The organism is Microcoleus sp. MON2_D5, from assembly GCF_036701905.1.
Lineage (GTDB): Bacteria > Cyanobacteriota > Cyanobacteriia > Cyanobacteriales > Microcoleaceae > Microcoleus.
Map to the genome: position 1 here is coordinate 65996 of NZ_JAUBRM010000008.1, position 25993 is coordinate 91988.

Consider the following 25993-nt stretch of genomic DNA (forward strand, 5'->3'; position numbering starts at 1 on the left):
AGGTCGTGCGATCGATTTTTTCAGAACGATGGCTATATTCAGATACACAAATCGATCGACAATCGCTAGGCTATAACAGAGCATCAGTTCGATCGCAAGTCGATCGATCGCGTGGAGCAAACACAACGAGATGCCATCCCCCAACTACTAGCAATGGGTTTAACGTGGAACAAGTTGCCCACGCGCTTTCTCATGTCGCTGGAAGAGGTGCAGCGATTGGGATAAAGGGCCACTACTCCAAAATAAAGCGTTAGTGCAATTCAATCGATCGAAGCTGAGGAGTTCAGAGTATGCTCACACCCCGATATAACTCCTCGATCGGCATCTCCAGCCCAATACTCGGCAGCATCACCGGATCGCCTGCTTCATAAACCACCGTTTCCCACCGCAGGGAACTCGCATCCTGCACCCGACGACGACACTCCACCCGCATCTGGTTCTGCGCGATTAAAACATACTCTTCCAACGATTCAAGCTGTTGATAATCCTCAAACTTCTCACCGCGATCAAAGTTTTCCGTCGAAGGGGATAGCACCTCAGCAATCAACTTGGGATAACGCTTCACATAACGATCTTAGCGATCGCGCGGATCGCAGGTGACAAACGCATCTGGATAGTAGAAGAACGCATCCGCATAATTCACCTTGACATCAGCCGAAAAAAACTGACAGTCACCATCGCGCAGGTGAAGGTTAATCGCAGTTATAAAATTAATACAGAGACGGCTGTGGTCATCGCTACCTCCCGCCATCGCGTACACCAAACCGCGCCGATATTCATGCCGGACGGTATTATCGCGTTCGAGGGCAAGGTAATCTTCGGGGCTAAACCCAGACGGGATGGCAATCATAGCGTTAGAGGCCAAATCGATACATTCATTTTAGCCATATTACCAATTTAGGGTTGAATCTAAGGGCAAATCCTGCAACTGAGAATTCACCCAATTAGCCGCCGCCAAACCCGATCGCAAAGCACCCTCTATTTGACCTTCCCCGCACAAATCCCCCGCACAAACCAGCGGCAAATTCCTCCCAGCAGGCAAACAAGAAACAGGCAAAGGATTTCGACAAAAAGCATAGCGCCAGCGGTGAACCTGCAACCATTCCGGCTCTTTGATCCAAGGGATTAAATATTCAGCAGCTCTCGAAAGCAATTCCTGACCGACAGTTTCCAAATCAGCAGCTTCTAAATAGCGTTCTGCAAAAATTGCGCTGCTGTGAACCACAAACACCGGCTGCTGCGGATCGAGCCGTTTGCTGCTGTCCAAACCAACCCAAGCTAAATCAGAATTATCGGGAAAAGAAACAGATTCCCACTGCGGATTTAGATTGCTTAAATCTTGCTGTTTTGTCGCAGGATAGCCAGCCATAACGGTAATGCAAGGGTCGTACTCCACCGAACGTAATTTGTCAAGAAAATCAGGTTTAAAACCAATTTCCGAATTCAAAAACATTAAAGCTTGAGGAGCAGGAATTGCCACAATCACAGCCTTAGCAATCAATTCTTTAGGTATCTCTAAATTGTCGTCGGTAACTTCTAGGGAAAGATGCCACATTTGGTTATCTGTAGTCGAAATAGCTTGTACGCGGCGACCAAACCAAATTTCTAAACCCTCCGCTAGATACTTACCCACAGCATTCATACCCGCAGGTGCGACATAACAAGAATTAGGAATAGCAGAAAGTTCTCCCTGTCTGAATTCCCAGACAGTATCAGTCCAGAGTTTGAGGATATCCCGATCGACCAAAGCCTCAATTAACCCCTGCACCGCCTCCCCTTGCGGTTCCAGATACCGCGCCCCGTGATCGACCCTAGTACCCTGTACGCGGCGGGTAGCAACACGTCCCCCCGCGCCGCGAGATTTCTCAACAACCGCCACAGAATAACCAGCTTGACGCAACCGTTGAGCGCAACTCAGCCCCGCCATACCCGCACCAATCACCGCAACGTCGAACATAATCAATCAGTCAGCCTTGTGAATCTAAACATCAGCTTAAAGGCTGCGAGCTGAATTTGTACCTTACCGATGACTCAAAAGAGCCGTAGGTTGCCGGGCCCGACGCCATCGCCCTGCACCAAGTAGTAGAATAAAGGACAGCACGAATCCCTGATTAAGACCCGATCAAAAAATGCCACTGTAGGTAAATCCTAAATCCTCATGGTTGTCAATCAGCAGCAATCTAAAATCTAAAATCTAAAATCTAAAATCGAATAGGGGAGGGCAAAATTTTGGACGAACTCAGAGCAGCACTCGAATTGACAACAGAAGAAGAATTGCAGCAACTAACAGAACTTCTGTTCAGCCGCAAGTTTAACCCTTTAGATTACGTGCAAACCCCCGCACCGATAGATGTACAAAGTCGCGATCGCCAAGCATGGCTCGACGCCGTAGAACAGCGGTTTCGCTATCTTGCAGCCGACGGGTTGACGGTACTCAGAGGGCGAACCCAACAAGTAACTTACAGACAAGCACTAATTCAAGTTTGTCGCTATCTCAAAATCCCTTATCCCAGACAGTTGTCAACCACCGACTTAGAGGCAGAAGTATTTCTGCACTTAATGGGTCGGGCGTGGAAGCGTTTACCCGCAGACGAACAGCAAGCGCTGACAGTGCGTGTACAGCGAGCGATCGTTGATTCTAAACTCTCAGAACCCCTGCCAATTTCTGCAGAAAAAGACCCGCTCGGTTTGCTGTTCAAAGGTGGCAGCGCTTTAGCTGTTAGTTCCATCTTAAAACCAATGCTGCTCAAACTAATGGCCAATCAATTTGCGCTGCATTTTGCCACCTATCAAATGGCAAAACAAGGAGTGCTTGCAGGCACTGCAACTGCAGCAACCCAGTTTCAAAATTATGTCGCAATTCAGACGGCGCGGCGCGGTATGGCGGTGAGTGCGGCTCGTTACGGTGCGACGCGGAGCGTATTTTCGTTGGTCGGCCCGGTGATGTGGACTTGGTTTTTAGCGGATTTGGGTTGGCGATCGATTTCCACGAACTACGGCCGCATTATCCCGACCATTTTTGCCTTAGCTCAAATACGCCTGACGCGATCGGAATGCGTTTGGGAACTAGCTTAACGATGGTAAATTGTAGATTTTAGATTTGAGATTGGGAGTGTGGGTGAATATCAAAAATCGGTTGAAATTAGCTGCCAAACAGACAGTCGAAAATCTCAAGTCTCGCCTCCAAAAACATCCAGATCCCCGCCTGCAAATCCCTTGGAATTTCGCCCAAGTGGGGATGCTGATTTTTCCCTTAATTCCGATTTTGGGAGCTTTAGGTTTATTCCTGGGATTGGCCGGCACCTGCAAGCAAAAGTTCCGTCAAATTAGTCGCCGCCCGTTGAATCGAGGATTCGCAATTCTGAGCGCGCTGCTAGTCATCACAGCGGTTTTTGCCCACAACCGCATCGAGGCTTTTGTAGGGTTGTACAATTTCTTGCCGTTCTTTATATTGTTTGCCGCTTTCAGCAGTTTAATTCAAACTTCTGCTCAATTGCGAAAATTATCTTGGATAATTGTAATTAGTTCAATTCCGGTGATAATTTTAGGTCTGGGACAGCAATTTTTAGGCTGGAGCGGCATCGAGCCATTGCAGCCTGTTTTTGGCTGGGTACTCGCACCCCAAGGCAATCCCCCCGGCCGTATGGCTTCTGTATTTATGTACGCTAATATTTTAGCTTGCTATCTGACAATTGCTTTTATTTTAGCACTGGGACTGTGGATGGAAGAAGTCAGTTGTCAGTTGTCAGTTGGGAGTTGTCAGTTGGGAGTTGTCAGCCGTCACCAATCCCCAATTCCCAATGCCCAATTCCCAATTCCCAATGCCCAATTCCTATTTTTAAGTTGTGCAGCGATCGGAAATGCTGTTGCTTTGATTTTTACTAATTCTCGCAATGCTTGGGTAATGGCTGTTTTGGCAGTTTTGGCTTTTGCATTTTATGCGGGTTATAAAAAATTATTAGCTGCGGTTTTGAGTGTGGCTAGCACAATTTTTTTGTCTGCCTTTGGCCCGGAACCACTGCGGCAATCTTTACGAAGAATTGTTCCGGCTTTCTTTTGGGCTAGACTCACCGACGAGATGTTCCCAAATCGGCCGACTGCTACTTTAAGAAAAACTCAGTGGGAATTTGCTTGGTCTATGACTCAGCAGCGTCCTTGGACTGGTTGGGGACTGCGAAATTTTACGCCTCTCTATCAAGCTCAGATGCAAGAATGGCTCGGTCATCCTCACAGTTTGATACTGATGTTGACTGCGGAAACGGGAATACCCGCAACGCTTTTTTTGTTTAGTTTAGTTGGTTGGGTTTTGGCTAGGGGTGTTTTGCTGCTGGCGAATTGGCCTCTTTTTCGTGGGGATATTAAACACGAGAAAATAGCAACACAGGAAGTAGCAAAAAATGCTTTATTTCTTCATAAAAAATCTAGAGTTCCTATCACAAACCAGGTTGCTTATGAAGATGTAAGAGCGGCCGACCGCCTAATTTTTTTCAGTTATTTATTAGCCTTCGCCGCCTGTACGCTTTTTAACACTGTAGATGTGACGCTGTTTGATTTTCGACTCAATACTACAAGCTGGTTGCTGTTAGCCGCAATTTGCGGAGTCAGCCAGAGGGAATAGACGATCGGGCATCGGGCATCGCGCATCGGGCATCGGTTATTGGTTATTGGTTATTAGAACGAACAACCAACAACCAACAACCCACTAATGACTAATGACTGTGTATGCAAAATAAAGTTGTACACCGAAAACGCTCGAAAGCGTTGATATCTCGTACAAAACTTTACGCCTAAAGTTGTACACCAGATACCAAAACCCTTGATCAGTAAGGAGTCTGAGGTAGTGTACAACTTTATTTTCAGAATACAATGACTACTGACTAATGACTTCCTTTATTCTACCGTCACCGACTTCGCCAAATTTCGTGGCTGATCCACATCCAAACCCCGACGCGCCGCAATGTGATAAGCCAATAATTGCAAGGGAATCACTGTCACAATCGGTGACAACAATTCATCCACCAAAGGCACCGGCAAAATGTGGTCAAAAATATCGGCTTCCGCCACACCTTGCTTCGGCGTAACACCAATTAAACGGGCGTCGCGCGCCTTCGCTTCTTGAGCGTTGGAAAGCACTTTTTCGTAGACGCTTCCTGGCATGGCGATCGCCACTACAGGCACTTTCGCATCCAAAAGGGCGATCGGACCGTGTTTCATCTCTCCCGCCGGATATCCTTCGGCGTGAATGTAGCTAATTTCCTTCAGTTTCAGCGCCCCTTCCAAAGCAATCGGAAAGTTAATTCCCCGCCCCAAAAAAATAAAATCTTGGGTGTCTGTAAACTGGTGGGACAATTCCTCCACATACTGTTCTTGAATCTCCAAAAACTTCTCAATTTCGGCCGGCAACTGGCGCAAACCAGCAATAATTTCTGCCAATCTCTCCGTGCTGATTGTTTGCCGCTGGTGCGCCAAATCCAAAGCTAAGAAATAGAATGCCATCAACTGAGTCACAAAAGTTTTAGTCGCAGCAACGCCGACTTCTATACCAGCATGGGTGTTGATTACCTGCGGCATCATGTGGGCGATCGAACTTTCTGTTCTGTTAGTAATGCCTAACATTCTCGCCCGAAATTTATCGGTAAAACCGGCGCGGCGCTGCTGTTCCATCCCCAAAGCAGCCAGTGTGTCCGCCGTTTCTCCCGACTGTGTTACCCCAATAGTTAAAGTATTTGCTGTCAGCGGTGCGGGCGCGTAGCGGTATTCAGAAGCGTACTGCACGGCAGTGGGAATATTAGCTAATTGTTCCAACAAATATTTGCCAATTAGCGAAGCGTGCCAGCTCGTTCCGCAGGCGAGAATTGAAATTTGTTCGACATCGGTGCAAAGTTCCTTGGGCAAGTTAAGATTGATGGGAGAGCGCGGATTTCCTGGCTGCCAATCGCTGTCTAAATAAGCCTCCAAACAAGCTCGGACTACGGCTGGCTGTTCATAAATCTCCTTGTGCATGAAGTGTTTGAAGCCTTGTTTTTCGACTAAAACCGGACTCCAACCAAGGATGCGCGGGCTTTTTTTCAGCCTTTCTCCTGCAAAGCTGTAAACTTCGACTCCCATCGGAGTTAGCCTTGCTAATTCGCCATTTTCCAAGGACAAAACAGTGCGGGTTTGAGATACTAATGCCGGCGTGTCGGAAGCGCAGAAAAATTCGCCTGCACCAAAGCCAATCACCAAAGGAGCTTGCTGTCTGGCGACAATTATTTCCTCGGGAAAATCTGCACAGATAACGGCGATCGCAAAAGCTCCTTCTAATTTATTTACCGCCTTTAAAACAGTTTCCAAAAACGATAAATCAGCAATTTTTTCAGTTTTTTTATCTTTTCCTTCTTCGTTCTCCCTTCTTGCTTCTTTCAAAAGTTCAGCTATTAAATGAGGAATAACTTCTGTATCCGTATCCGAGACAAATTTATGTCCCTTTGCTTTCAATTCTTTCCGCAACTCGCGATAATTTTCGACAATTCCATTTTGAACTACCGCAATTCGCCCGCTATTATCCATGTGAGGGTGAGCGTTATATTCTTCTGGTTTGCCGTGAGTTGCCCAGCGGGTGTGTCCGATGCCGATGGGAGCGGGAGAGTCTATCTCTGCTAACTTTTCCCGGAGGTTGTGCAATTTGCCCTTTGCTCGGATGCAGGTAATTTCTCCTTCGGAGATGGTAGCGAGGCCCGCTGAATCGTAGCCCCGGTATTCTAGTTTCTCCAATCCTGCTAGCAAAATCTCGCTTGCTGCTTGCGTGCCGATATAGCCAACGATTCCGCACATTTAACGTACTACTCCTGCTTAGCGATCGCAATAAAACTCAAGTTTTATCATTTTTACCTTCTTCCGGCCCCAGAATGCAGATTCCGCGACAAAAAAAGAGGGGGCAATTTAATTGCCCCCTCTTTTGTGCCCCTAATTCGATCGGCGTGTCGATCGATTTTTAGTAAGCTAGACCCATACTGCGAGTGGTTTCGGCTCCCAGGTAAACCCGGATGCTGAGAAAATCGGTAGGGCAAGCAGTTTCGCAACGCTTGCAGCCTACACAGTCTTCGGTGCGGGGAGAAGAGGCAATCTGAGCTGCTTTGCAGCCATCCCAGGGCACCATCTCCAAAACGTCAGTCGGACAAGCGCGGACGCATTGAGTGCAGCCGATGCAAGTATCGTAAATTTTGACTGAATGAGACATTGAATAAAGGCTCCCAACGAGTCACTAAAAATTTGCTTGCTCTGCGAATTAACAGATTTGACGGCGAGATGCCACCGCTATAGCCTGCACAGAGAATTAAAGGTTAGTCTACCGCAGTGCCTGGAAGCACTTCGCGAAAAAGCGACAAAACTTCACAGTTATTCACGCTGGGACTCTGATAGAACCCATTTGGGATCTCAATCATTCGCCAACCGTTTCAGCATCAGCCTTATGAAATACAAATTGAGTTTCGCAGTGACATTGGTGAGAGTCTGCTCAAAGTGCTTGACTAAACTCTTACAGCTTTACATCCAAGGATTTGACCGTTCAATCACGAGCGCGAATTGCCACCACGACAAATCCAGTTTTCCCCTCCAGCGCCATTTTTTCGGCTTTCGTTAGTTTCCGTGCGAGTTTAAACCGGATCTGGGTCATAATCTGGGGATAGAGTTTTTACTTTCTCTGGGATGAGCCGAGCCGGGTGATACCCCTTGCCCTTGCCCTTGCAGAACGATCGTCTTCGGAATATTAACGAGCCCGAGTGTGAAAGTAATCGCAGTGGTGAATCAACATTTCATCAAGCCACAGTCCTCGAACACACTGGTTTTTGTGCAAGGGATCTGAGATATTGCACCATTATCAATAACCCTTCTATGGGCGGGCTCTCCTGCCCACCCCACAATAAAATGCACTTGTTGTGGAACAGGCATCTTGCCTGTTCTTAAGAATGGTGCAAAATGTGCAATGGATAAAAAACAGCAAGCTGACTGGTATCAACGGCTAGATGTTGTTTGATGCCATTGGTGCATTTGTAATGGCAGAAGCCTTGAGACTCGACACTCGCAAATTGCACGTATTTTTTACGGCTACACGAAGCTATTAGAGGATTTCTAGGCGTTTGTCAATCAATTTTACGCTGTGAGGTAATGAAGGGAGATCGGGGAGCCAAGAAGAAACCCACGAGACTAGCGAAGAGAATCGGTGTAAAAGTGCTAAATCCTGTTAATTTGGCGAGTAGCAGAGTTGTACTAATTGGAGTCCGAGTAACTGTTGAATTCAGAGCAGCCATTACACAAATCATTGCCAAAGTCTCGTTGGATGCGGGATTAATGATAGCGATTGCCTTTCCTAAACAGGCTCCTATAAAAAAGAGTGGGATGATAATCCCCCCCCGCCAGCCTCCATTTACGGTCGTACTAATGGCAAACACTTTAGCAATAACTAAAGTTAAGACAAATCCCAAAGAAAAGTTTCCCTCAACAATTTTTTCAATTTGATGTTCGCCAAAGAAACGAGTGAGCGGAAATAAAGCTGATAAAACACCCAGTGCTAGCCCAGCTAAAGTAGTTCGCACATAGATGGGACTGCGTATTGAATCAAACAAGCGACCAACACTGCGAAATACAGCGATAAAAAACCACCCCATAATTGCCCCTACGATTCCATAAGCCATCGCTGCGGCAAAGTCATAAAGGCTGTCCACATTGTATTGAGGAAAATGCCAGGTAGGGCCAATTCCAAGCTGGGTAATTCCTACAAAGATGGTGTAACTTGCACAACTTGCCACGACCGCAGGCAATATGGCTTCAAAATACTCCACAACATTCTGATGGTGCAGGATTTCTAAAGCAAAAAAAGTACCACCCAAAGGAGCACCGAACAAAACTGTAAAACCAGATGCCATGCCAGCAATACTCAAAGTTCGTAGTGCCTCTCCAGTCAATTTAAAGCGATCGGCCAACCAAGTACCAATTGAACCTGTTACTTGCACCATTGGTGCTTCTGGACCAGCACTGCCTCCACTTGCAATACTGATTAGCGACGACAGAATCATCGAAGGATTCTCGTTCATTGGTAACCGCCCACCATTGAGATGAATATTGTCAATAATCAACCCTATTTCGCCAGGATTTCCCAGCCAATGAATGAGCAAACCGATGAGCAAACCAGCAAGGGGCATAATAATTAGTAGAGAAACTCCACTAAAATATTCAAATCCCTGCATTATGTAAGACAAAAACATCCAATAAGTTGCAGCAAACAAACCACAAATTATTCCTAGCATTGCCCATAGCAATACCGAACGTGTGAGATTTACTGGGTTTCGTTTCATTCCTTATTCCTTGTCAAGAGCTAGCCAGTTAGGAAGTGTTAAAAAACTATTTTGTGTAATGGTATACAACTTCTGTTTCTGTTATCTGCATATTAACCTACCAACCACCACACTTGCTATTGAGTGTAAATCCGGCTATCGAATGCGCTCTAACAATCGCAGTCAAACAAGGGCTGACAAAGGAACTGAGGCACAGGTTATCAGTTGTGTAGCCCCCTTGTAACGCCCTCGGTTGAAGCCCCCGCCGTTAGACAGCTTCATCTTTTGGTGGTGTCAATAGCTTAAAAAACCAATTTGGGATGTCTGATAAGGAGCTAAGATCGGGAATAAATGGGATAGTCCAGCAGCTTAACCGACAAAGAGTCAGAACTCCGCAGCGCTATTGTTGCCCCACAAGAAGAAGACTAGACTACCTATCCGCACAAAAGGACAAATTTTGGCTGGCATCTTCTATCAGCTCAAGAATGTATGAGCGCGATCGAGCTTCCCGCTAGCATTCGGGTATAATTCCGATCTAACGGGATTGCATCTTAGAAAGAACCAAAATCCTTACTACAAACCTGGATTGGATATTAGAAAGGACTAAAGTCCTTACTACAAAGCGGCGCAAATCGATCGACTAAAAGCCTAATTTTTCTAACACGGGCTTAGTTGAAACAATATGTCGATCGAGCCCTAGTTTTTTTGGCTCCACACCCAAAGCCAAAGCCACCAATTGCGACAAATGCAACACCGGCAAACTCAATTTGCGCCCGATTACTTTTTCCACCTCCGGCTGTCGCGAATCCAAATTCAAGTGACAAAGGGGACAAGGCGTTACCATACAATCAGCGCCATTGTCAAGAGCATCTTGAATATGTTTGCCTGCCATCTGAAAAGATTGGTTAGTGGCATAACTCGCCAACGGCCAGCCGCAGCACTGCGTCCGCCCTCGATAGTAAACCGGAGTTGCCCCGATCGCCCGAAACACATTTTCCATCGATTCGGGTTGGTGCGGGTCATCGTAAAGCAGCTTATCCTGAGCTCGCAGCAGGTAGCATCCGTAAAAAGACGCGCACTTCAAGCCCGAAAGCTTGCGGGTGACTCGCTTCTGCACCTCGTCGACTCCGTAATCGGCAACGATCGCCCACAACAGATGTTTCACCTCGGTACTGCCTTGATAAGGCGAACAGCCTTGTTTTTTGAGTAAACCGTTGACTTTTTCTATGTAGTTGGGATCGGTTTTTTGGCAATCCTTGAGGCGATCGTCCACATGACCAATTACGCCTTGACAAGTGCTGCAATGCGTCAGCAAAGGCAGATTCAGTTCCTCAGCCAAAGCAATATTGCGAGCGTTGACAGTATCTTCGAGTAACTGCGAATCTTCCTTGAAAGTGCCAGAACCGCAGCAAGAAGCTTTTTTGAGTTCCACCAGTTCAATCCCCAACGCTTGAGTGAGGGCTTGGGTAGACAGGTAAAGTTCGCGGGCAGCCCCTTGGGCAACGCAACCGGGAAAGTAAGCATATCTGAGAGTTTGGGATGGCATAGTCGTTTCTGCTGGGGACACAAGGTTCGGGAAAAGAAACTTGAGCCATCGAAGTCGGGAGGCTTCCTGCTTAGTTTTCCCTCTTTATAATTAACGTAATCACCGCCTAGCTAGGAGCTAATTGTCAGCTTTTCTGAAGCATTTTGAGTTGATGACTGACGCACCATCGACCAAAAATCCGGTTCCTCAACGTTATCAGGTGGCTAAAGGAGATGATTGATTTTGGGCTATTGGGTTTTTTTTTGCCTTAGTCCTAGAGTTGCTGCGATCGTCAGTGTCCCAATTGTCGCTGGCCCGTGTCACTTAGAAAAGCGGCCAGCCTTTCTCCTGCAGATCCCCCTTTCGGATAAGATTAGATACGCAGCAACCAATGAGGACACGATGTTATGAGCCAAGACGACATTTTTGCTAGAGTCCAGAAAATTGTGGCAGAGCAACTGGAAGTCGATAAGAGCGAAGTCAAGCCCGAAGCCAACTTTGCTAACGATTTAGGAGCAGATTCCTTAGATACTGTAGAGCTGGTCATGGCTTTGGAAGAAGAGTTTGATATTGAAATTCCCGACGAAGCAGCCGAAGGAATTACTACGGTTCAAGCTTCTGTAGATTTCATCAGCAGCAAACTTGCAGCTCCAAAAGCATAAAATACCTGTCTTTTCCCCTAAGAGGAGAGAAGTTAGAAAACTGGCAACTCCTCTTTTGTTCTGCGTTCTGGGTGTTTAATTTTTTGAAACTGAAATCATGACAAATTTAGAGCGTAAGCGCGTTGTTATCACGGGTCTCGGCGCGATTACACCGATCGGCAATACCTTGTCCGAATATTGGGACGGGTTGCTTGCCGGGAAGAATGGTATAGGCCCGATCACCTTATTCGACCCGTCGCGGCACGACTGCCGCTTTGCCGCAGAGGTGAAGGGTTTCGACCCACACGACTATTTAGAGCGCAAGGAAGCAAAGCGCATGGATCGCTTTGCTCAATTTGGGGTGTCAGCGAGCAAACAAGCTATTGCTGATGCAAAGTTTGAGATTAACGACCTGAACGCAGAACAGGTGGGTGTCATTCTTGGCACTGGCATTGGTGGCCTGAAGGTTTTGGAAGAGCAGCAAGAGATCTATCTAACTCGCGGCCCCGATCGATGCAGCCCGTTTATGATTCCCATGATGATTGCGAATATGGCCGCGGGGCTGACGGCGATTCACACGGGGGCTAAGGGGCCAAACTCTTGCACGGTGACGGCCTGCGCTGCCGGGTCAAATGCCGTGGGCGATGCGTTTCGCTTAGTTCAGGGTGGTTACGCCCAAGCAATGATTTGTGGCGGTACGGAAGCTGCGGTGACACCTTTGTGCGTGGCTGGTTTTGCTGCGGCGAGGGCGCTTTCGACTCGCAACGATGACCCGACCCATGCTTCTCGTCCGTTCGATCGCGATCGTGATGGTTTTGTCGTCGGCGAAGGTGCTGGCGTTCTGATTCTAGAAGAAATGGAATACGCTCTGGCGCGTGGCGCGAAGATTTACGCAGAAATCGTCGGCTACGGTTCAACTTGCGATGCGTATCACATGACTTCTCCGGTACCGGGGGGGGAAGGTGCGTCGCGGGCGATAGCTTTAGCGCTCAAGGATGCGGGTTTGACGCCGGATCAAGTGAGCTATATCAACGCTCACGGCACGAGTACGCTTCCCAACGATTCTACGGAAACGAAAGCGATTAAAAAGACTTTGGGAGACCATGCTTACAAAATAGCAATTAGTTCTACCAAGTCGATGACCGGCCATCTTTTGGGCGGTTCTGGGGGAATTGAGGCGGTGGCGACGGTAATGTCGATCGCCAATGACAAAATCCCGCCGACAATTAATCTGGAAAATCCCGATCCTGAGTGCGATTTGGATTATGTTCCTCATACAAGCCGCGATCTAAAAGTTGATGTGGCGCTGTCGAATTCCTTTGGATTTGGCGGTCACAACGTGACACTGGCATTCAAGAAGTTTGTTCAGTAACGGCTAATCCGAAATTCGAGAGTTAAAAGGTAAAAAAATATTTTTTTACCTTTGTAGGGTAGGCATCTTGCCTGCCCTAACTTTCTGAAGTATAACCCGAGCGCTCGTATGAATCAACCAATTATTCGATTTTTGACAACCAAATAATTATAAAAATCTACAGTCATATCAAAAATACCAGAATGTGCTGACCTCGAAAAATTTGTTGGGTTGGCAGCGCCGGAAATCGAAGCTTGGATTATTATTGCTGATTGGAATAATTCAATAGCTAAACATTCAGATTTTAGAGGCAGACATGAACGGGTGCGTTGGTGGCTAAGTACACAAAGAAAACTTTCTTTTGATCCTCCAGAATCATTTAGTGAATATGATTCAAAAAGAGATTGCTGTCGAGAAAAACTATCAGAAGCTTTAATTGAGTCAAGTGTTCAAGATGAAGTCGATCGCGATAAAGCACGCTTTTCTAAAGGATACCATACACCTTCGCTCTTGATGGCAATCGATCCGAATGAAGTTCAAAAAAAATGTCCGTTATTTCGCGAACTTTATAACTATATCAATAATTTTTGTCGTTCTTCTTAGCTTATTCTCCCGGCAATAATTCCAAGCGATATCGATACAAAGCCACAGGATGCCCTCCAGCAGCAAAATAATCCGGGTCTTGCGGCGACAAATAAATCGCTGTCACCTGATCCGCCTCAATTCTTTTACTCGCAGAATGGCCATTTTTCCCGCCTCCAACAACTTGATAAGCCGTTGTTGTTTCCACCTCGTTTAAATAAATATCAGACTCTCCCCGAAAAATCTGCTGAGAAATCTCTGTAGACACAAACTCGCAAGGATTCGGCGTCTTAGTTCCCCGACTGGTAACAATCGAAATTAATTGGCGTTCCCCTTTCAAAACAGTAATTTGGCGGTTGGGATTGGTCGGATCGACTTTCACCGAAAGTACGCCACCATCGCCTAAATAAGCCTTGGCAATGTTCAAACCGTTAAAAGTGCGATCGGCTACAATCTTTGTAGCTTTTTTAGATGTATTTTTATAAATAAAACCAATATTTTTTTCCGGTTGAAATCGCACTTTAAATAATACGGGCTGCTGCAAATATTGGCGGTTGCTTTCAAATCCTGGCGTGACAATATTTGGCGCTAAAGGAGCCGCTAAATCCACCAAAGTGCTAGCAACATTCCAATTCCCCGCCATCCAGTCGGGATATACCAAATCTCCCTTAGCTACAGCGATAGGAGGCTTGCTTTCCCAATTCGGAAAACTTGATATGCGATCGCCCAAAACCCCCGCCCTCGCACCGCCACCCCACAGCAGTACCGCCAAAACCAGACAAAAACTCCAAATTACCTTCATACCACATTACATTCAAACAACTAACCTTCTGTCTCTCTTTCTCTTCTTTATCTCTTCTCTGCGTTCTCTGCGCCCTCTGCGGTTCATTAATTCAAAAATTGGCCAACAAATCAGTTAAACATCATATTTTATACCCTTTTCATAAACAGGCAAGATGCCTGTTGCACAAAAATAAATGTTCTGCTTGTGGGGAGTAGGGGTTGGGCACGCTCTCCCGCCCCCACTATGCAATTTAAAGGTGGAAAAGCCTATGTTTTAAAGCGTCTCAACAGGTGCGGGTTCCCACACCTCTCCGTATTTCTCCTTCAATTGGTGCCAGTTTTCCACCTGTCCCCGTTCGTATTCCCCGGGCTTTCCCCACTGCAAAAACGCGCTCAAAGCAGCATCATTTTGTTCGTCCAGAAAACGGATTGCATAAGTAGTAAAATTGCCTCTTTTCGCCTCGCCAGTTTCAAACTTCACCTGTTTGATTTTGTCCATATTCAGGTGAAACTCAAATATTTCGGCGTGCATATTGGCATACTTACCCTTCGGCAACTCCGCATAAAACAGCTTGTGAATTGAACCGCGCACTTCCAGCACAGCCGCGCTGCTAGTCACGATTAAACGCAGCGTTCCCAATTGTTCGCAAGCTTCCAAGAATTCTTTCAGAGTCGCAGTCATATCAATTTTGGATTGTGGATTGTGGATTTGGGATTAAATCGATAAGAAGAAAATGGTAGTTGGGAATTAGGAAAAAGAATTAGAGAAAAAAGGATAATTCTTCCTTCTCCCTTCTCTCGTAGATAACTAAAGCTTTCCTTCTCTCGTAGATAACTAAAGCCTTCCTTATTCCTTCTTCCTTCATGTTTCGTGCAGTTCGTAAGCAGCGACAATCCGCTGCACTAGCGGATGTCGTACCACATCCGCCTGAGAAAATTCACAGAAAGCAATGCCCTCAACGTTACGCAGAATATTTTGGGCAACTGACAATCCCGACTGTTGGTTGGGCGGCAAATCTGTTTGAGTGATATCACCCGTTACGACCATTCTCGATCGAAAGCCCAGACGAGTCAACACCATTTTCATCTGAGCTGGCGTCGTATTTTGAGCTTCGTCCAAAATTACGAAAGCATTGCTGAGAGTGCGCCCCCGCATATAAGCTAAGGGAGCTACTTCGATCAAGCCTCTTTCCATTAAATCGGCCATTTTTTCAGGGTCGATCATTTCTTGCAGGGCGTCGTAAAGCGGGCGCAAATATGGATCGACTTTTTGCTGCAAATCTCCCGGCAAAAACCCTAATTTTTCGCCAGCTTCGACGGCTGGTCTGGTTAAAATCAGCCGTTCGTACTGCTTGCTCAACAGCGCTTGCACGGCGAAAATAGCTGCTAGAAATGTTTTGCCGGTACCAGCGGGGCCAATGCAAAATGTCAGGTCGTGCGTGCGTACTGCTTGGACGTATTGCCGCTGCTTGAAGGTTTTGGCTCTAATTTCTTCGCCGCGGCGGGTTCTGGCGAGAACGTCTCGCTGCAAGTCTTGTAAATCGCCTTGGCGGTTGGTATCCAAAGCTTGGCGCGCCGTCTGGATTTCAACTCCGGTAATATTTTTGCCGGATTTCCAATAGTCGGAGAGCGATCGCACTAATTTATGACACAATTCTACTTGACTTTTTGTGCCGGAAATCAGCAGTTCTTGCCCTCGCATTACCAGGGTAGCACCGGTTTGCTTAGAGATCATTTTCAGGTTTTCTTCTTGATTACCGGCCAGCGACATTGCGCTTTGAGCGCTCGGTAACTCTATGGTTAGTTTTTCATTCATGCCAACATAAGCTCCTCCAAATAAGCAATTAAAACTTAACAAATCAACGTTAAACCAGTCACTATTTGCGAACAAAAAGACGCCCGTTACTAGGTAAAACCTAGTATCTAAGGCGTCTTTTAGATTTAGCTCCCAAATGAGTTTGGTGCTTGAGGCACAAATCAAATCTCCCTTCTATTAAGTCAGGCAATTTTAGATTTTAGATTTGAAATTTTAGATTTTAGATTAACCTGATGCCGCTGACATTTGAAATTTTAAATTTTACATTTGTTTCCGATCGCAAAACCGGCAATTTCAAACCAAACAGGGCTTGTAATACAAAGTCTACAACAGGCCATCTAAAATCTAAAATTCTTTCTGGGCTATGCAGTTAGTTAATAACCGGGAGTATTTCTGCTCGTTCTAAACGTAGGTGTGTTAGTACGGCGAGGTTGTTCTCTCGGAGTTCTGCTAGCTAAGGGACTCGGCGACGGAGGAGGCGTCCGGGGTCGGAAGTCGCCTCGCGGCTCCCGCGAGCCACGATCTGGGCGGTCGCGATCCGGGCGGTCGCGATCCGGGCGGTCGCGATCCGGGCGATCGCGATCGCCCCTGGGCGGGCCAGATCCGCGATCGCCCGCTTCACCATCGTATATATCTAAGTAGAGGGACTGACCCGCCGTCTGCGCCACCGCTTCGAGGGTAGTTCTAATGGCCTGAATATTGCGTCCGCCCCTACCGTAAACCCGGCCTTTGTCGGGATCTTCAAAAGCAAGCCTAACCCAGACCCGCGATTGGCGCGGGTGCAGTTCGCAATCAACCCGCAAAGAGCCTGGGGTCTCTAAAAAAGGCCCAATTAAAAACTTAACCAGTCCAGCATAGTTGGGACTAGCTGACTGTTGCTGTGCTGGATTCAACGTTGGCTCCGGCTCCGACTTGTTCAAATACATGGGCTTTTCTCAGGATGTCACGCACGGTGTCAGTTGGCTGAGCGCCTTCTTGCAGGCGCTTGACAATCGCTGGAACATCCAGCCTGGTTTCGTTATTTCTGGGGTTGTAATAGCCGAGCTCTTCTAGGGGACGGCCGTCGCGGCGAGTAGAACTGTTCATCGCTACAATCCGGTAGCTTGTCTCGCGTTTTTTCCCGTATCTCTTCAATCGCAGTTTGATCATCTTCTTGCACAATAGTCTTGTTCCAATTCTAAGCTATTTTGTCAATGCTCCTTCCCCGAACCCCAACTCAACCCGTATTTCTTAACCTCCGACCAAAATATCGCTACGATTTGCTGCCCCCAAGGCAGGTCTGGCGCCGTCAATGTGCGGTGTAATTGCTAGTGGCAAAATCGATGCTGTTCCCCACTGCTGCACCAATTTTTGCAAAAATATATCCTGCTGCGCTCTCAAAGAGTCCCAATCGGTGCCGCGATTAATAATTGCAAACCAAACTAAACCCCGATCGCGCGTGGGTATGGCTCCAGCCAAAGCAATCACCGTGTCCAAAGTACCAGTTTTCACCACAGCCGACGGCGGAATGTGTCGGTATTCCAAAGTTCCTTTATCGCGCCCGGACACCGGAAACAAGTCAGCAATCGTCAGCCCAGTAGTCTGAAGGTTGCGCCCGATCGCCTGCATCATCCCACAAGCCGCCCTCGGAGACATCTGATTTTCCACTCCCAATCCCGAACCGTTAACTAATTGAAGTTCCTCCTCCGGCACCCCCGCAGCCCAAGTCGCTTGCTGCTGCACTATTTTTGCCCCGCCCAAATCGTCGGCCAGCATCTGAGCTATTTCATTATCGCTGTGGACGTTCATCTGCTTGAGAATTTCGGCTAAAGGAAGCGATCGGCGTTTCAGCAGCAAATGCCCCGAACTCACAAATTTCTCAGCAATGACGCTGCCGGCAACCGTTACTTGCGGCTTTCTAGTTCCCGGAGCCATCTTAGAATACATTGCCACCACATCCTGTGGCCAACTGCTCCCGTCGAGGGCTTGCCGCAATATGTCCCCCGCCACCAAAGGATCGGACTGGTAATTCATGCGGAAATTGCCTGTCACCACCAAATTCCCCGCCACGCGCTCGATCCCCATTTGATTGAGAGCATTGCCAACGGCGATCGCCTCCTCCCACACAAACAGCGGATCGCCCCCGCCGCTGACCACCAAATCTCCCTGCAATACACCATTGCTAATCGGCCCCGTTGCTCGGAACCGCGTTTCAAACTGATAATCCGGGCCCCAAGTCTCCAGGGACGCCAGAGAAGTAGCAATCTTAGTCAGGGAAGCCCCAGGCATCAGCGTCTTGCCCTGCTGACTTACCAGCGGCACCATTCCCGCTTGCACCCAAATTCCCTGATTTCCATCAATCAGGTTCTTGTCTTTCAAATCTTTTAAATATTCCCGCACCGTCGCTTCTGCTGGCAAGTCTGGATTTGCCGCATCTATTCCCCCAAAAGCCAAATCTTCGGCCACCACTAACCCGGGTATCCCTCCCCTCCAAGCCAGCACTGACGCAGCATTAGGCCCGACACTGCGTACCCCAGCCATGTCCAGCCACAGAGACATCATCCCTGAGCTAAATAAATCCAGCATTTTTTACTCCTAAAGTCATGTAAACTATTGCATTGATTTTTTCAATTTGCAGTCAAAAATAGTAAAGTAGTGACAAAACAAGTTCTATCAGAGTAGTCGGAAATGAGAATTGTCCGATCGCCGTTGCGAGCGGATTTTAGTTCTTTATTCAGACTTCTGGATTCACGCTCCTGACTTCCTGGTAGAATTTTTAGTGTTTCTCAAACATTGGTCAATGGGATCGACACGCGCAAGAATTGCAATAGACGCTATGGGCGGGGATCATGCCCCCGCCGAAGTTGTAGCTGGAGCGCTTAAGGCACAAGAAGAATTAGGCGTAGAGATTTTGCTCGTGGGCGACCCGCAGCAAATAGAAGACTCGCTCCGGCAACAAGACGCGATCGGCCGCGTCTCTACAGGTCAGCTAGAAATCGTTCCTTCTGAAGGAGCGGTGGAAATGCACGAAGAACCTTTGAGTGCCCTCAAACGCAAGCCCAACGCTTCGATTAACGTAGCGATGAACTTGGTAAAGCAGCAGCAAGCTGATGCTGTGGTGTCCGCCGGTCACTCCGGCGCGGCAATGGCTGCTGCCCTGCTGAGGTTGGGGCGGCTCCCCGGAATCGATCGCCCTGCGATCGGTGCGGTTTTACCGACAATGGTAGCGGGCACCTCTGTACTCATTCTCGATGTCGGCGCTAATGTGGACTGCCGCCCCAAATTTTTGGAGCAGTTCGCTCTTATGGGAACTATTTACAGCCAGTGCGTGCTGGGCGTCGCCGAACCTAAAATCGGCCTGCTCAACATTGGCGAAGAACCTTCAAAAGGCAACGACGCGGCAGTGCGGACTCACCAGTTATTGGTGGACAATCCGAACATTCCTTTTGTGGGCAATGCCGAAGGCCGCGACGTGCTGTCGGGGAAATTCGACGTGATTGTCTGCGACGGGTTTGTCGGCAACGTGTTGTTGAAGTTTGCCGAAGCGGTGGGCGAAGTCGTCGTGCAAGTGCTGAAGGAAGAATTAGTCAAAGGACTCCAACATCAAATTAACGATCCTCTGCTGCAAAAAAGCTTGCAAGGATTTAAGCAGCGGGTAGACCACGTTGAACACGGCGGCGGTTTGCTATTGGGCGTTGCTGGAGTTTGCATTATCAGCCACGGTTCGTCTCAAGCTGGCTCGATTTTTAATGCCATTCGTTTGGCGAAGGAGGCTATTGACAACCAAGTGCTGGAGCGAATTCGATCGTCCAATCACCAAAGCGCTATGGAACAAGAAGCTGTGAATTAGAGGCAGTAAGTAGGAATTAAAAATTAAAAATGTAAAATTAAAAATGTCAGCTTAAACCCACTGTTTTGCTTAAAAAAAGTAATTCCAGCAGTTTAAAAAATAATTTTAATTGGTAGTTTTTAATTTTTAATTCCTCGATCGATAGCTCATAAATGGAGAGGAATGTTGCAGCAATCAGGGTTCGGCATTGCCGTCACGGGTAGCGGTTCTTGTACACCGCAGGTTTCGCTGGATAATAACGGTTTGAGTCAGATAGTAGAAACTTCTGACGAGTGGATTGGGGCGCGGACGGGCATTCGCTCCCGCAGGCTGGCAGACGATCGCACTTCTTTGTGCGATTTAGCCTCGGAGGCATCGCTTCAGGCGATCGCAATGGCAGGAATTTCGCCGACAGATATCGATTTGATTATTTTGGCCACCTCAACTCCTGACGATTTGTTTGGCACTGCCAGTAAAATTCAATATCAGTTGGGCGCGACAAAAGCAGTGGCTTTTGATTTGACAGCAGCTTGTTCGGGCTTTGTTTTTGGTTTAGTTACAGCCTCGCAGTTCATTCGGACAGGGGTTTATCAAAATGTTTTGCTGATCGGAGCCGATATTTTATCTCGGTGGGTGAATTGGTCGGATCGGGGTACTTGCATTCTCTTTGGAGACGGTGCAGGTGCTGTGGTATTACAAGCTTCAGAAGTCGATTCCTTTTTGGGATTTGAAATTCGCAGCGACGGCACGCAAAATTCGTCTCTCAATTTGGCTTACAAAGCCGAGTCAAAAGAATTAATTGAGGGCGTCAGCGTCGCAGTTGGCGGATTTCATCCCATCACAATGAACGGTCAAGAAATCTATCGCTTTGCCGTAAAAAAAGTGCCGGAAGTCATAGAAAAAGCTATGTTTCGGGCTAATATTAACGCTGCAGAAATTGACTGGCTGCTGTTGCACCAAGCCAATCAGCGGATTCTCGATGCAGTTGCCCAAAGGCTAAAGATTCCCCCCGAAAAAGTAATCAGCAATTTGGCAAAGTACGGCAATACCTCAGCGGCTTCAATTCCCATTGCCTTAGACGAAGCCGTGCGTCTGGGTAAAGTTAAACCGGGCGATACTATTGCTGCGGCTGGTTTCGGTGCAGGTTTGACTTGGGGGGCGGCGATTTTTAAATGGGGAAGGTAATATTTGGCGGTCGGCTGTAAACTTGCCCTGCTTATTGTCGGGGCTGTGACACTTGCAAAATACAAATCCTTGGACACGCCATACATAGGGCAAGGTTCACAGCCGCACACCCCCGGGGCAGGTGTTATTGACAAGCGCGCCCTGAAATAGAAAATCCTCTATTCTTCGATCGACTTTCCCCACCTAGAAGGTGGAAAATTTTGTTACTGCTATTAATTTAATTAAAGTAGCAAAAAAAATATAAAGTTCGTAAAAACTGCAATTATTATGTTAGAATTGTGAGTCGCGAGTAGATAGTTCGTTAACCGAAAGATAGCGGATACCAGCGAGCGAACTTAGAAGCGGGAAACAAAGAATTTTTGCAATCACCAATTAGCAACCACCAATTAGCAGATTACCGGAAAAATGACTAAAACAGCATGGGTATTTCCCGGGCAAGGTTCCCAGGCGAGCGGGATGGGTGCAGACTTATTAAACTTGCCAACAGCCAAAGCCAAATTTGAGCTCGCTAAAGAAATTTTAGGTTGGTCTGTCGCGGAAGTTTGCCAAAAAGAAGAAGCAAAACTATCTCGGACTCTCTACACTCAGCCTTGCTTGTTCGTAGTAGAAAGTATTTTGACCGACTTAATGCGAGAAAAAAGCGATCGGCCAGCGGTAGTTGCCGGTCACAGTTTAGGAGAATATGTTGCCCTCTACGCAGCAGGCGTCTTTGACTTTGAAACGGGATTGCGCTTAGTCAAACGCCGCGCCGAACTCATGGACACTGCCTCCGGCGGTCAAATGGTGGCTTTGATCGGGTTCGACAGGCAGGAACTAGAATTGCAAATTCAATACAGCCGAGACGTAGTGCTGGCAAACGACAACAGCGAAGCACAAGTCGTGATTTCTGGAACGCCTGCAGCAGTAGAAGATTTGCTGGCCAAAATCAAAGTCAAACGCGCCGTTAAATTGAATGTTTCTGGTGCGTTTCACTCTCCCCTGATGGCCGGGGTGGCGGCAGAGTTTCAACTAGCGTTAAAGTCTGCAAGGTTTTCCGATGCTAAAATGCTGGTGCTCTCGAACGCAGAACCGTCAGCCACTACCAGCGCAGCCACTTTAAAGCAGCGGTTGACTCAGCAGATGACCAAAGGCGTGCGGTGGCGAGAAATTTCGCTGCAACTGCCGCAGCAAGGAATCGATCGCGTAGTGGAAATTGGTCCCGGCAAAGTTCTGACAGGTTTGATCAAACGGACTTGTCCGGATTTAGCGCTGGTAAATGTTAGCAGTTTTGCAGATTTGCCCGCTTAATCTATTTTTAACCCGTGATGAAATGCCAGGCCGTAAAATTGAGAGTTAACAGGCCTGAAGATTGCCGAAAAACAAATAGCACAACAGGCAAATCCGAATATTGCCTGTTGTGCTATTTGGGGATAGACGATCCAGACAGTTAGAAAATATTAATCAAAAATCTAGAAATCGATCGACCTGAGGGGGCGATCGACAAATCCTGATGTAAACTAGGCGTAAAAACCAAGCTTATCTGGTATTTATATGAAAAAAGTCCTTTACTGGTTGATGGGCGACAAGGCAGGCAGAACCATAGTAGGTGTCTGGAATTGGATGTGGGGACTGCCCGTAGAATCCGGCGGCCAGGTGTCGGTGGCGGTAGCCGAAGAGTCGCTGCGATCGATGCAAGAATCCGTGCAAAAGCTAGCAGCAGCAGTCTCCACCCAAGTTGCAGCCTACCAGCGCGCCAAAACGAAATATGAAGAAAAAGTTAGAGAAATGCAAACCGTAGAGCGCCAAGCCATCACAGCCCAGCGCAACGGCAACGAAGAAGCAGCCCGCTTGGCAATGTCGAAAGTAATTCAGACAGAACAAATTCTGCCGCAGTTAGAAGCTCAAGTAAAACAAGCCGAACAGTACGTCAACGCTTCCAAAGACAAGCTAAATCGAGAGCGGATGAAGCTGGAAGCCTACAAAACTGATATGCAAAATATGAAAGATATGGCTGAGATTAACGAAGCCCTCCGATCCATATCCAAAGTCAACAACGACCTCAGTATCGATTCAGCTCGATCGCAATTTGAGCAAGCCAAAAACGCCGTCCACGGCCGGAACCTCCAACAGCAAGCTTTAGCAGAACTATCTGAAAACCCGCAAGAAAGACTTCAGGCAGAATTAGAAAATATGACCTTAGACGATGAAGTTAATCGCAGGCTAAAAATGTTAGACGACCCCAACAACAAAGAACTTCCCAGCTAAGGAGAATTTTATGGCTAAGAGCGGGCCTCCCCCCATAGTTTTTATCCTGTTATTTCTCTTGCTAGCCGGTGGTGGCTGGTTCTTTTTTCTGAACAAACCAGCAGCACAGGATGCTAATAATACACCCACTCCCACACCCTCCGGCGGTAGTGGAGCCAATCTGCCTCCCCTCGCGCCAGTAGTCGGCGGTGCTTCGCCTGTTGCAGCTAGTTCCTTTGCGCTTCCTGCTTCCGTAGCTGCGGGTACGACCGTGAGAATTGACGGTTCTACCAGCATGGTGACAATCAATCAGAACCTCAAGAACGGCTTTCAAGGCAAGTTTTCCGGCACGACAGTCGATACCAAAGCGAACGGTTCGGAAAAAGGAATTCAGGATTTGGCGGGGGGAACAGCCGATATCGCAGCGGTATCGCGACCTTTGACGGCTCAAGAACAAGGTCAGGGTTTGGCTGCTGTGCCCGTTGCCCTAGATACGATCGCCCTTGTAGTCGGCATTAACAACCCGTTTAAAGGAGGTTTAACCTCGCCTCAAGTTCAAGATATCTTCAAGGGAAATGCTCAAGACTGGTCGAAAGTCGGCGGCCCGGCGGGCCCGATTAAAGTAATTAACAGACCGGCAGTTAGCGGCACTCACCAAACGTTTAAAGAGCAAGTGCTCTCTGGCGCTAATTTTGGCACGGCGTCAAATATTACCACGCTCGATCGAGATGCGACAACTCCCCTGCTGCAAGCTTTAGGCAACAACGGCATTGGCTATGCGACTTTCGCTCAAGTAGCCAATCAGAAAACTGTGCGCGTGGTTCCGGTCAACGGTGCGACGCCGGATGCTGGTAACTATCCTTACAAGCGACAGTTGTACTACGCCTACAAAAACCCTCCTAGCCAAGCAGTTAAGGATTTCTTGGGCTACGCGACTTCTTCGGAAGGACAGAAAGCCATGCTGGCTGGAAATTGAGCCTTTGCAGAGTTTTGACATTTAGGAATTCGCCAGAATAAATTCTGGCCCTACACAAGCAAATAGTCCGCCCGAATAAATTCTGGCGCTACACAAGCAAAGTCCGCCTGCGCGGACTACATTCTTCAGTCCGCGCAGGCAGACTTCGTTTGACAAGCAGCGGTTTAAACCGCCGAATAATCTCAAACGGACTCGATCTGATAGGCTAATATGCGATGTAATTTAAAATCTAAGGTTTTTCTGTGAGCAAAAGTCGCGAACCAGTCGAAAGTTTACTTCTCTACTATTTATTCAAATGGTCAATTGTCAGCCCGATGCTGCACCTGTACTTTCGAGGCCGCATCTACGGTGCAGAAAATGTTCCAGCAGAAGGGCCGGTGGTAGTTGTCAGCAATCACGCCAGCGATTTTGACCCGCCGATTTTGTCGAATTGCATGAGGCGACCTGTCGCATTTATGGCAAAGGAAGAGTTATTTAAAGTTCCTATTTTGAAGCAGGCAATTACGCTTTACGGTGCTTATCCAGTGAAGCGGGAAAGTGCCGATCGCAGTGCCATTCGATCGGCTATCCACTCTTTGGAAAATGGCTGGGCGACGGGTGTATTTTTGCAGGGAACTCGCACCCCAGACGGCAGAATTACTGAACCGAAATTAGGTGCGGCGCTGATAGCTGCTAAGGCTAAAGCGCCGCTGTTACCTGTTAGTTTGTGGGGAACTCACGCCATTTCGTCCAAAGGTTCGGCAGTGCCGCGTCCGGTGCCGCTGACGGTGCGAATTGGCAAGCTAATTGAAGCGCCCGGTTCATCGGATCGCGAGGAGTTGCAAGCGCTGACTCAAAGATGTGCGATCGAGATTAATGCGATGCACGATTTGGGGCGCTAATTTTATAACTTTTGTTGCTGTTTCTCAGGTTATATCTACAGATAGATGAATGCTGAAGATAAACATCGAAAAATATCAATATAAGTGAGTGAAAACAAGCGCAATAATTAGGCTTGAATTTGAGTTTAATTTTACAGGGGATAAGAAGAAAGATATGGTAACAAGCAATCAAACCCGCGCGTTGGGATTGTTTTCTAACCGCGAAGATGCCGAGCAAGCTCTGACAGAATTGAAATCTTCCGGGTTTCCAATGGATAAAGTTTCGGTTGTTGCTAGGGAGGCAGGCGAGTCTGTAGGCGAGACTGAAACGATCGCTCAGGTGGGCGATAAAAATCTAGACACAGGAGCAGGAGTGGTAGCAGACACTCTGACAAATAGTGCTTTAGCCACCGTGCTAGTGGGTCTCGGAAGTTTAGCTATTCCCGGAATCGGGCCGATAATTGCAGCGGGTACTTTGGGCGCCTCACTGGTGGCTAGCGTAGCAAGCACTGGCCTCTCGGCGGCGGCTTTCGGTGGGGTGGTGAAGGCCTTGACTGACTTGGGAATTCCCGAAGAAACAGCTAGAACTTACACCGATCGCCTGCGGGCGGGAGATTATTTGGTGGTAGTAGATGGCGCTGAGGATGATATTAGTCGGGCTCAAGGGGTTTTCAGCAGTCGGGGCATTCAAAATTGGGGCGTTTTTTAAACAGGAATTGTGTACCAGCTCTATCTGTAGGGCGATGTACACCCCACCCTTGGTGATAACAACCAGCTCACATTTAGTACCCGACTTTTGTGTGAAAATTAGCGCATAGATCGCCCCTAACTTAAAAAGGGGGGAACCGGAAATGCTCTTTTGTCCCCCGGGAAGGGCATTGAGATTCGGCTAAAACCACGCTCTAGAGGTGGTTTTAGTCTTAAATTTACAT

Annotated in this window: 24 protein-coding genes and 1 pseudogene; 12 read left to right on the forward strand and 13 right to left on the reverse strand. The window is 47.7% G+C overall.

The annotated features are described in order from the left end of the window. Window positions 1–83: 83 nt before the first annotated feature. From QUA47_RS04775 to QUA47_RS04785, 3 genes and pseudogenes are all read right to left on the reverse strand, one after another. Complete coding sequence (locus QUA47_RS04775; RefSeq protein ID WP_333429897.1) at window positions 84–233, reverse strand: hypothetical protein; 150 nt, start codon at window positions 231–233, stop codon at window positions 84–86. A gap of 50 nt (window positions 234–283) precedes the next feature. Next, a pseudogene (locus QUA47_RS04780) lies at window positions 284–850 on the reverse strand (Uma2 family endonuclease). A 39-nt stretch (window positions 851–889) separates the two neighbouring features. Then, the gene (locus QUA47_RS04785) at window positions 890–1957 is read right to left on the reverse strand and encodes an FAD-dependent oxidoreductase (protein WP_333429898.1); all 1068 of its coding nucleotides are present in this window, start codon (window positions 1955–1957) and stop codon (window positions 890–892) included. A 272-nt stretch (window positions 1958–2229) separates the two neighbouring features. Here QUA47_RS04785 and QUA47_RS04790 point away from each other — a divergent pair, with 272 nt between their 5' ends. Continuing rightward, a complete protein-coding gene (locus tag QUA47_RS04790; RefSeq protein ID WP_190659331.1) occupies window positions 2230–3075 on the forward strand; it encodes a YaaW family protein in 846 nt (281 codons plus the stop codon). A 43-nt stretch (window positions 3076–3118) separates the two neighbouring features. Further along, window positions 3119–4618 carry an O-antigen ligase family protein gene (locus QUA47_RS04795; RefSeq protein ID WP_333429899.1) on the forward strand — a complete coding sequence of 500 codons (1500 nt, stop codon included), beginning with the start codon at window positions 3119–3121 and terminating at the stop codon, window positions 4616–4618. A gap of 272 nt (window positions 4619–4890) precedes the next feature. On the opposite strand, the gene glmS is transcribed toward QUA47_RS04795, so the two are convergent. The 4 genes from glmS to QUA47_RS04815 form a co-directional block, all read right to left on the reverse strand. Beyond that, window positions 4891–6813 carry a glutamine--fructose-6-phosphate transaminase (isomerizing) gene (gene glmS, locus QUA47_RS04800; protein WP_333429900.1) on the reverse strand — a complete coding sequence of 641 codons (1923 nt, stop codon included), beginning with the start codon at window positions 6811–6813 and terminating at the stop codon, window positions 4891–4893. A 160-nt stretch (window positions 6814–6973) separates the two neighbouring features. Then, window positions 6974–7219 carry a photosystem I iron-sulfur center protein PsaC gene (psaC, locus tag QUA47_RS04805; RefSeq protein WP_015175986.1) on the reverse strand — a complete coding sequence of 82 codons (246 nt, stop codon included), beginning with the start codon at window positions 7217–7219 and terminating at the stop codon, window positions 6974–6976. Between the two features lie 901 nt (window positions 7220–8120). Further along, window positions 8121–9332, reverse strand: coding sequence for a chloride channel protein (locus QUA47_RS04810; protein ID WP_333286929.1), 1212 nt, complete (start codon window positions 9330–9332; stop codon window positions 8121–8123). A 619-nt stretch (window positions 9333–9951) separates the two neighbouring features. Further along, entirely contained in the window at window positions 9952–10857 is a 906-nt protein-coding gene (locus QUA47_RS04815) for a CoB--CoM heterodisulfide reductase iron-sulfur subunit B family protein (protein WP_333429901.1), read from the reverse strand. A gap of 386 nt (window positions 10858–11243) precedes the next feature. On the opposite strand from QUA47_RS04815, the gene acpP reads away from it, so the two are divergent. From acpP to QUA47_RS04830, 3 genes are all read left to right on the forward strand, one after another. Then, on the forward strand, window positions 11244–11498 hold the full coding sequence (gene acpP, locus QUA47_RS04820; RefSeq protein WP_006633716.1) for an acyl carrier protein: 255 nt from the start codon (window positions 11244–11246) through the stop codon (window positions 11496–11498). Between the two features lie 97 nt (window positions 11499–11595). Continuing rightward, complete coding sequence (gene fabF, locus QUA47_RS04825; protein ID WP_333429902.1) at window positions 11596–12849, forward strand: beta-ketoacyl-ACP synthase II; 1254 nt, start codon at window positions 11596–11598, stop codon at window positions 12847–12849. A 210-nt stretch (window positions 12850–13059) separates the two neighbouring features. After that, complete coding sequence (locus QUA47_RS04830; RefSeq protein WP_333429903.1) at window positions 13060–13431, forward strand: hypothetical protein; 372 nt, start codon at window positions 13060–13062, stop codon at window positions 13429–13431. 1 nt (window position 13432) lies between these two features. Here the strand turns inward: QUA47_RS04830 and QUA47_RS04835 are convergent, their stop codons facing one another. The 6 genes from QUA47_RS04835 to QUA47_RS04860 all read right to left on the reverse strand — a co-directional run bounded on the left by QUA47_RS04835 (window position 13433) and on the right by QUA47_RS04860 (window position 18574). Beyond that, window positions 13433–14212 carry a DUF6816 family protein gene (locus QUA47_RS04835; protein ID WP_333429904.1) on the reverse strand — a complete coding sequence of 260 codons (780 nt, stop codon included), beginning with the start codon at window positions 14210–14212 and terminating at the stop codon, window positions 13433–13435. Window positions 14213–14467: 255 nt separating this feature from the next. Further along, on the reverse strand, window positions 14468–14875 hold the full coding sequence (locus QUA47_RS04840) for a ChuX/HutX family heme-like substrate-binding protein (RefSeq protein WP_333429905.1): 408 nt from the start codon (window positions 14873–14875) through the stop codon (window positions 14468–14470). A 180-nt stretch (window positions 14876–15055) separates the two neighbouring features. Further along, window positions 15056–16009: a PhoH family protein gene (locus QUA47_RS04845; protein WP_006633722.1), complete on the reverse strand. Its 954-nt coding sequence runs from the start codon at window positions 16007–16009 to the stop codon at window positions 15056–15058. Between the two features lie 374 nt (window positions 16010–16383). Further along, window positions 16384–16935: a KH domain-containing protein gene (locus QUA47_RS04850; RefSeq protein WP_190663637.1), complete on the reverse strand. Its 552-nt coding sequence runs from the start codon at window positions 16933–16935 to the stop codon at window positions 16384–16386. Next, window positions 16874–17158 (reverse strand): 30S ribosomal protein S16, encoded by a 285-nt coding sequence (rpsP, locus tag QUA47_RS04855; protein WP_006633724.1) that lies wholly within the window; start codon window positions 17156–17158, stop codon window positions 16874–16876. The genes QUA47_RS04850 and rpsP overlap by 62 nt, the downstream gene beginning before the upstream one ends. Window positions 17159–17239: 81 nt before the next feature. Then, the gene (locus QUA47_RS04860) at window positions 17240–18574 is read right to left on the reverse strand and encodes a D-alanyl-D-alanine carboxypeptidase (protein ID WP_333429906.1); all 1335 of its coding nucleotides are present in this window, start codon (window positions 18572–18574) and stop codon (window positions 17240–17242) included. A gap of 214 nt (window positions 18575–18788) precedes the next feature. On the opposite strand from QUA47_RS04860, the gene plsX reads away from it, so the two are divergent. From plsX to QUA47_RS04895, 7 genes are all read left to right on the forward strand, one after another. Further along, the gene (plsX, locus tag QUA47_RS04865; protein ID WP_190663641.1) at window positions 18789–19838 is read left to right on the forward strand and encodes a phosphate acyltransferase PlsX; all 1050 of its coding nucleotides are present in this window, start codon (window positions 18789–18791) and stop codon (window positions 19836–19838) included. A gap of 162 nt (window positions 19839–20000) precedes the next feature. Beyond that, a complete protein-coding gene (locus QUA47_RS04870) occupies window positions 20001–21002 on the forward strand; it encodes a beta-ketoacyl-ACP synthase III (RefSeq protein ID WP_190663635.1) in 1002 nt (333 codons plus the stop codon). 405 nt (window positions 21003–21407) lie between these two features. Next, complete coding sequence (gene fabD / locus QUA47_RS04875) at window positions 21408–22289, forward strand: ACP S-malonyltransferase (protein ID WP_333429907.1); 882 nt, start codon at window positions 21408–21410, stop codon at window positions 22287–22289. Window positions 22290–22532: 243 nt separating this feature from the next. Next, complete coding sequence (locus QUA47_RS04880; RefSeq protein ID WP_333429908.1) at window positions 22533–23246, forward strand: PspA/IM30 family protein; 714 nt, start codon at window positions 22533–22535, stop codon at window positions 23244–23246. Window positions 23247–23256: 10 nt separating this feature from the next. Further along, window positions 23257–24201: a phosphate ABC transporter substrate-binding protein gene (locus tag QUA47_RS04885; protein WP_333429909.1), complete on the forward strand. Its 945-nt coding sequence runs from the start codon at window positions 23257–23259 to the stop codon at window positions 24199–24201. 242 nt (window positions 24202–24443) lie between these two features. After that, complete coding sequence (locus tag QUA47_RS04890; protein WP_190663631.1) at window positions 24444–25082, forward strand: 1-acylglycerol-3-phosphate O-acyltransferase; 639 nt, start codon at window positions 24444–24446, stop codon at window positions 25080–25082. Between the two features lie 154 nt (window positions 25083–25236). Further along, entirely contained in the window at window positions 25237–25770 is a 534-nt protein-coding gene (locus QUA47_RS04895) for a hypothetical protein (RefSeq protein WP_333401874.1), read from the forward strand. Window positions 25771–25993 lie beyond the last annotated feature (223 nt).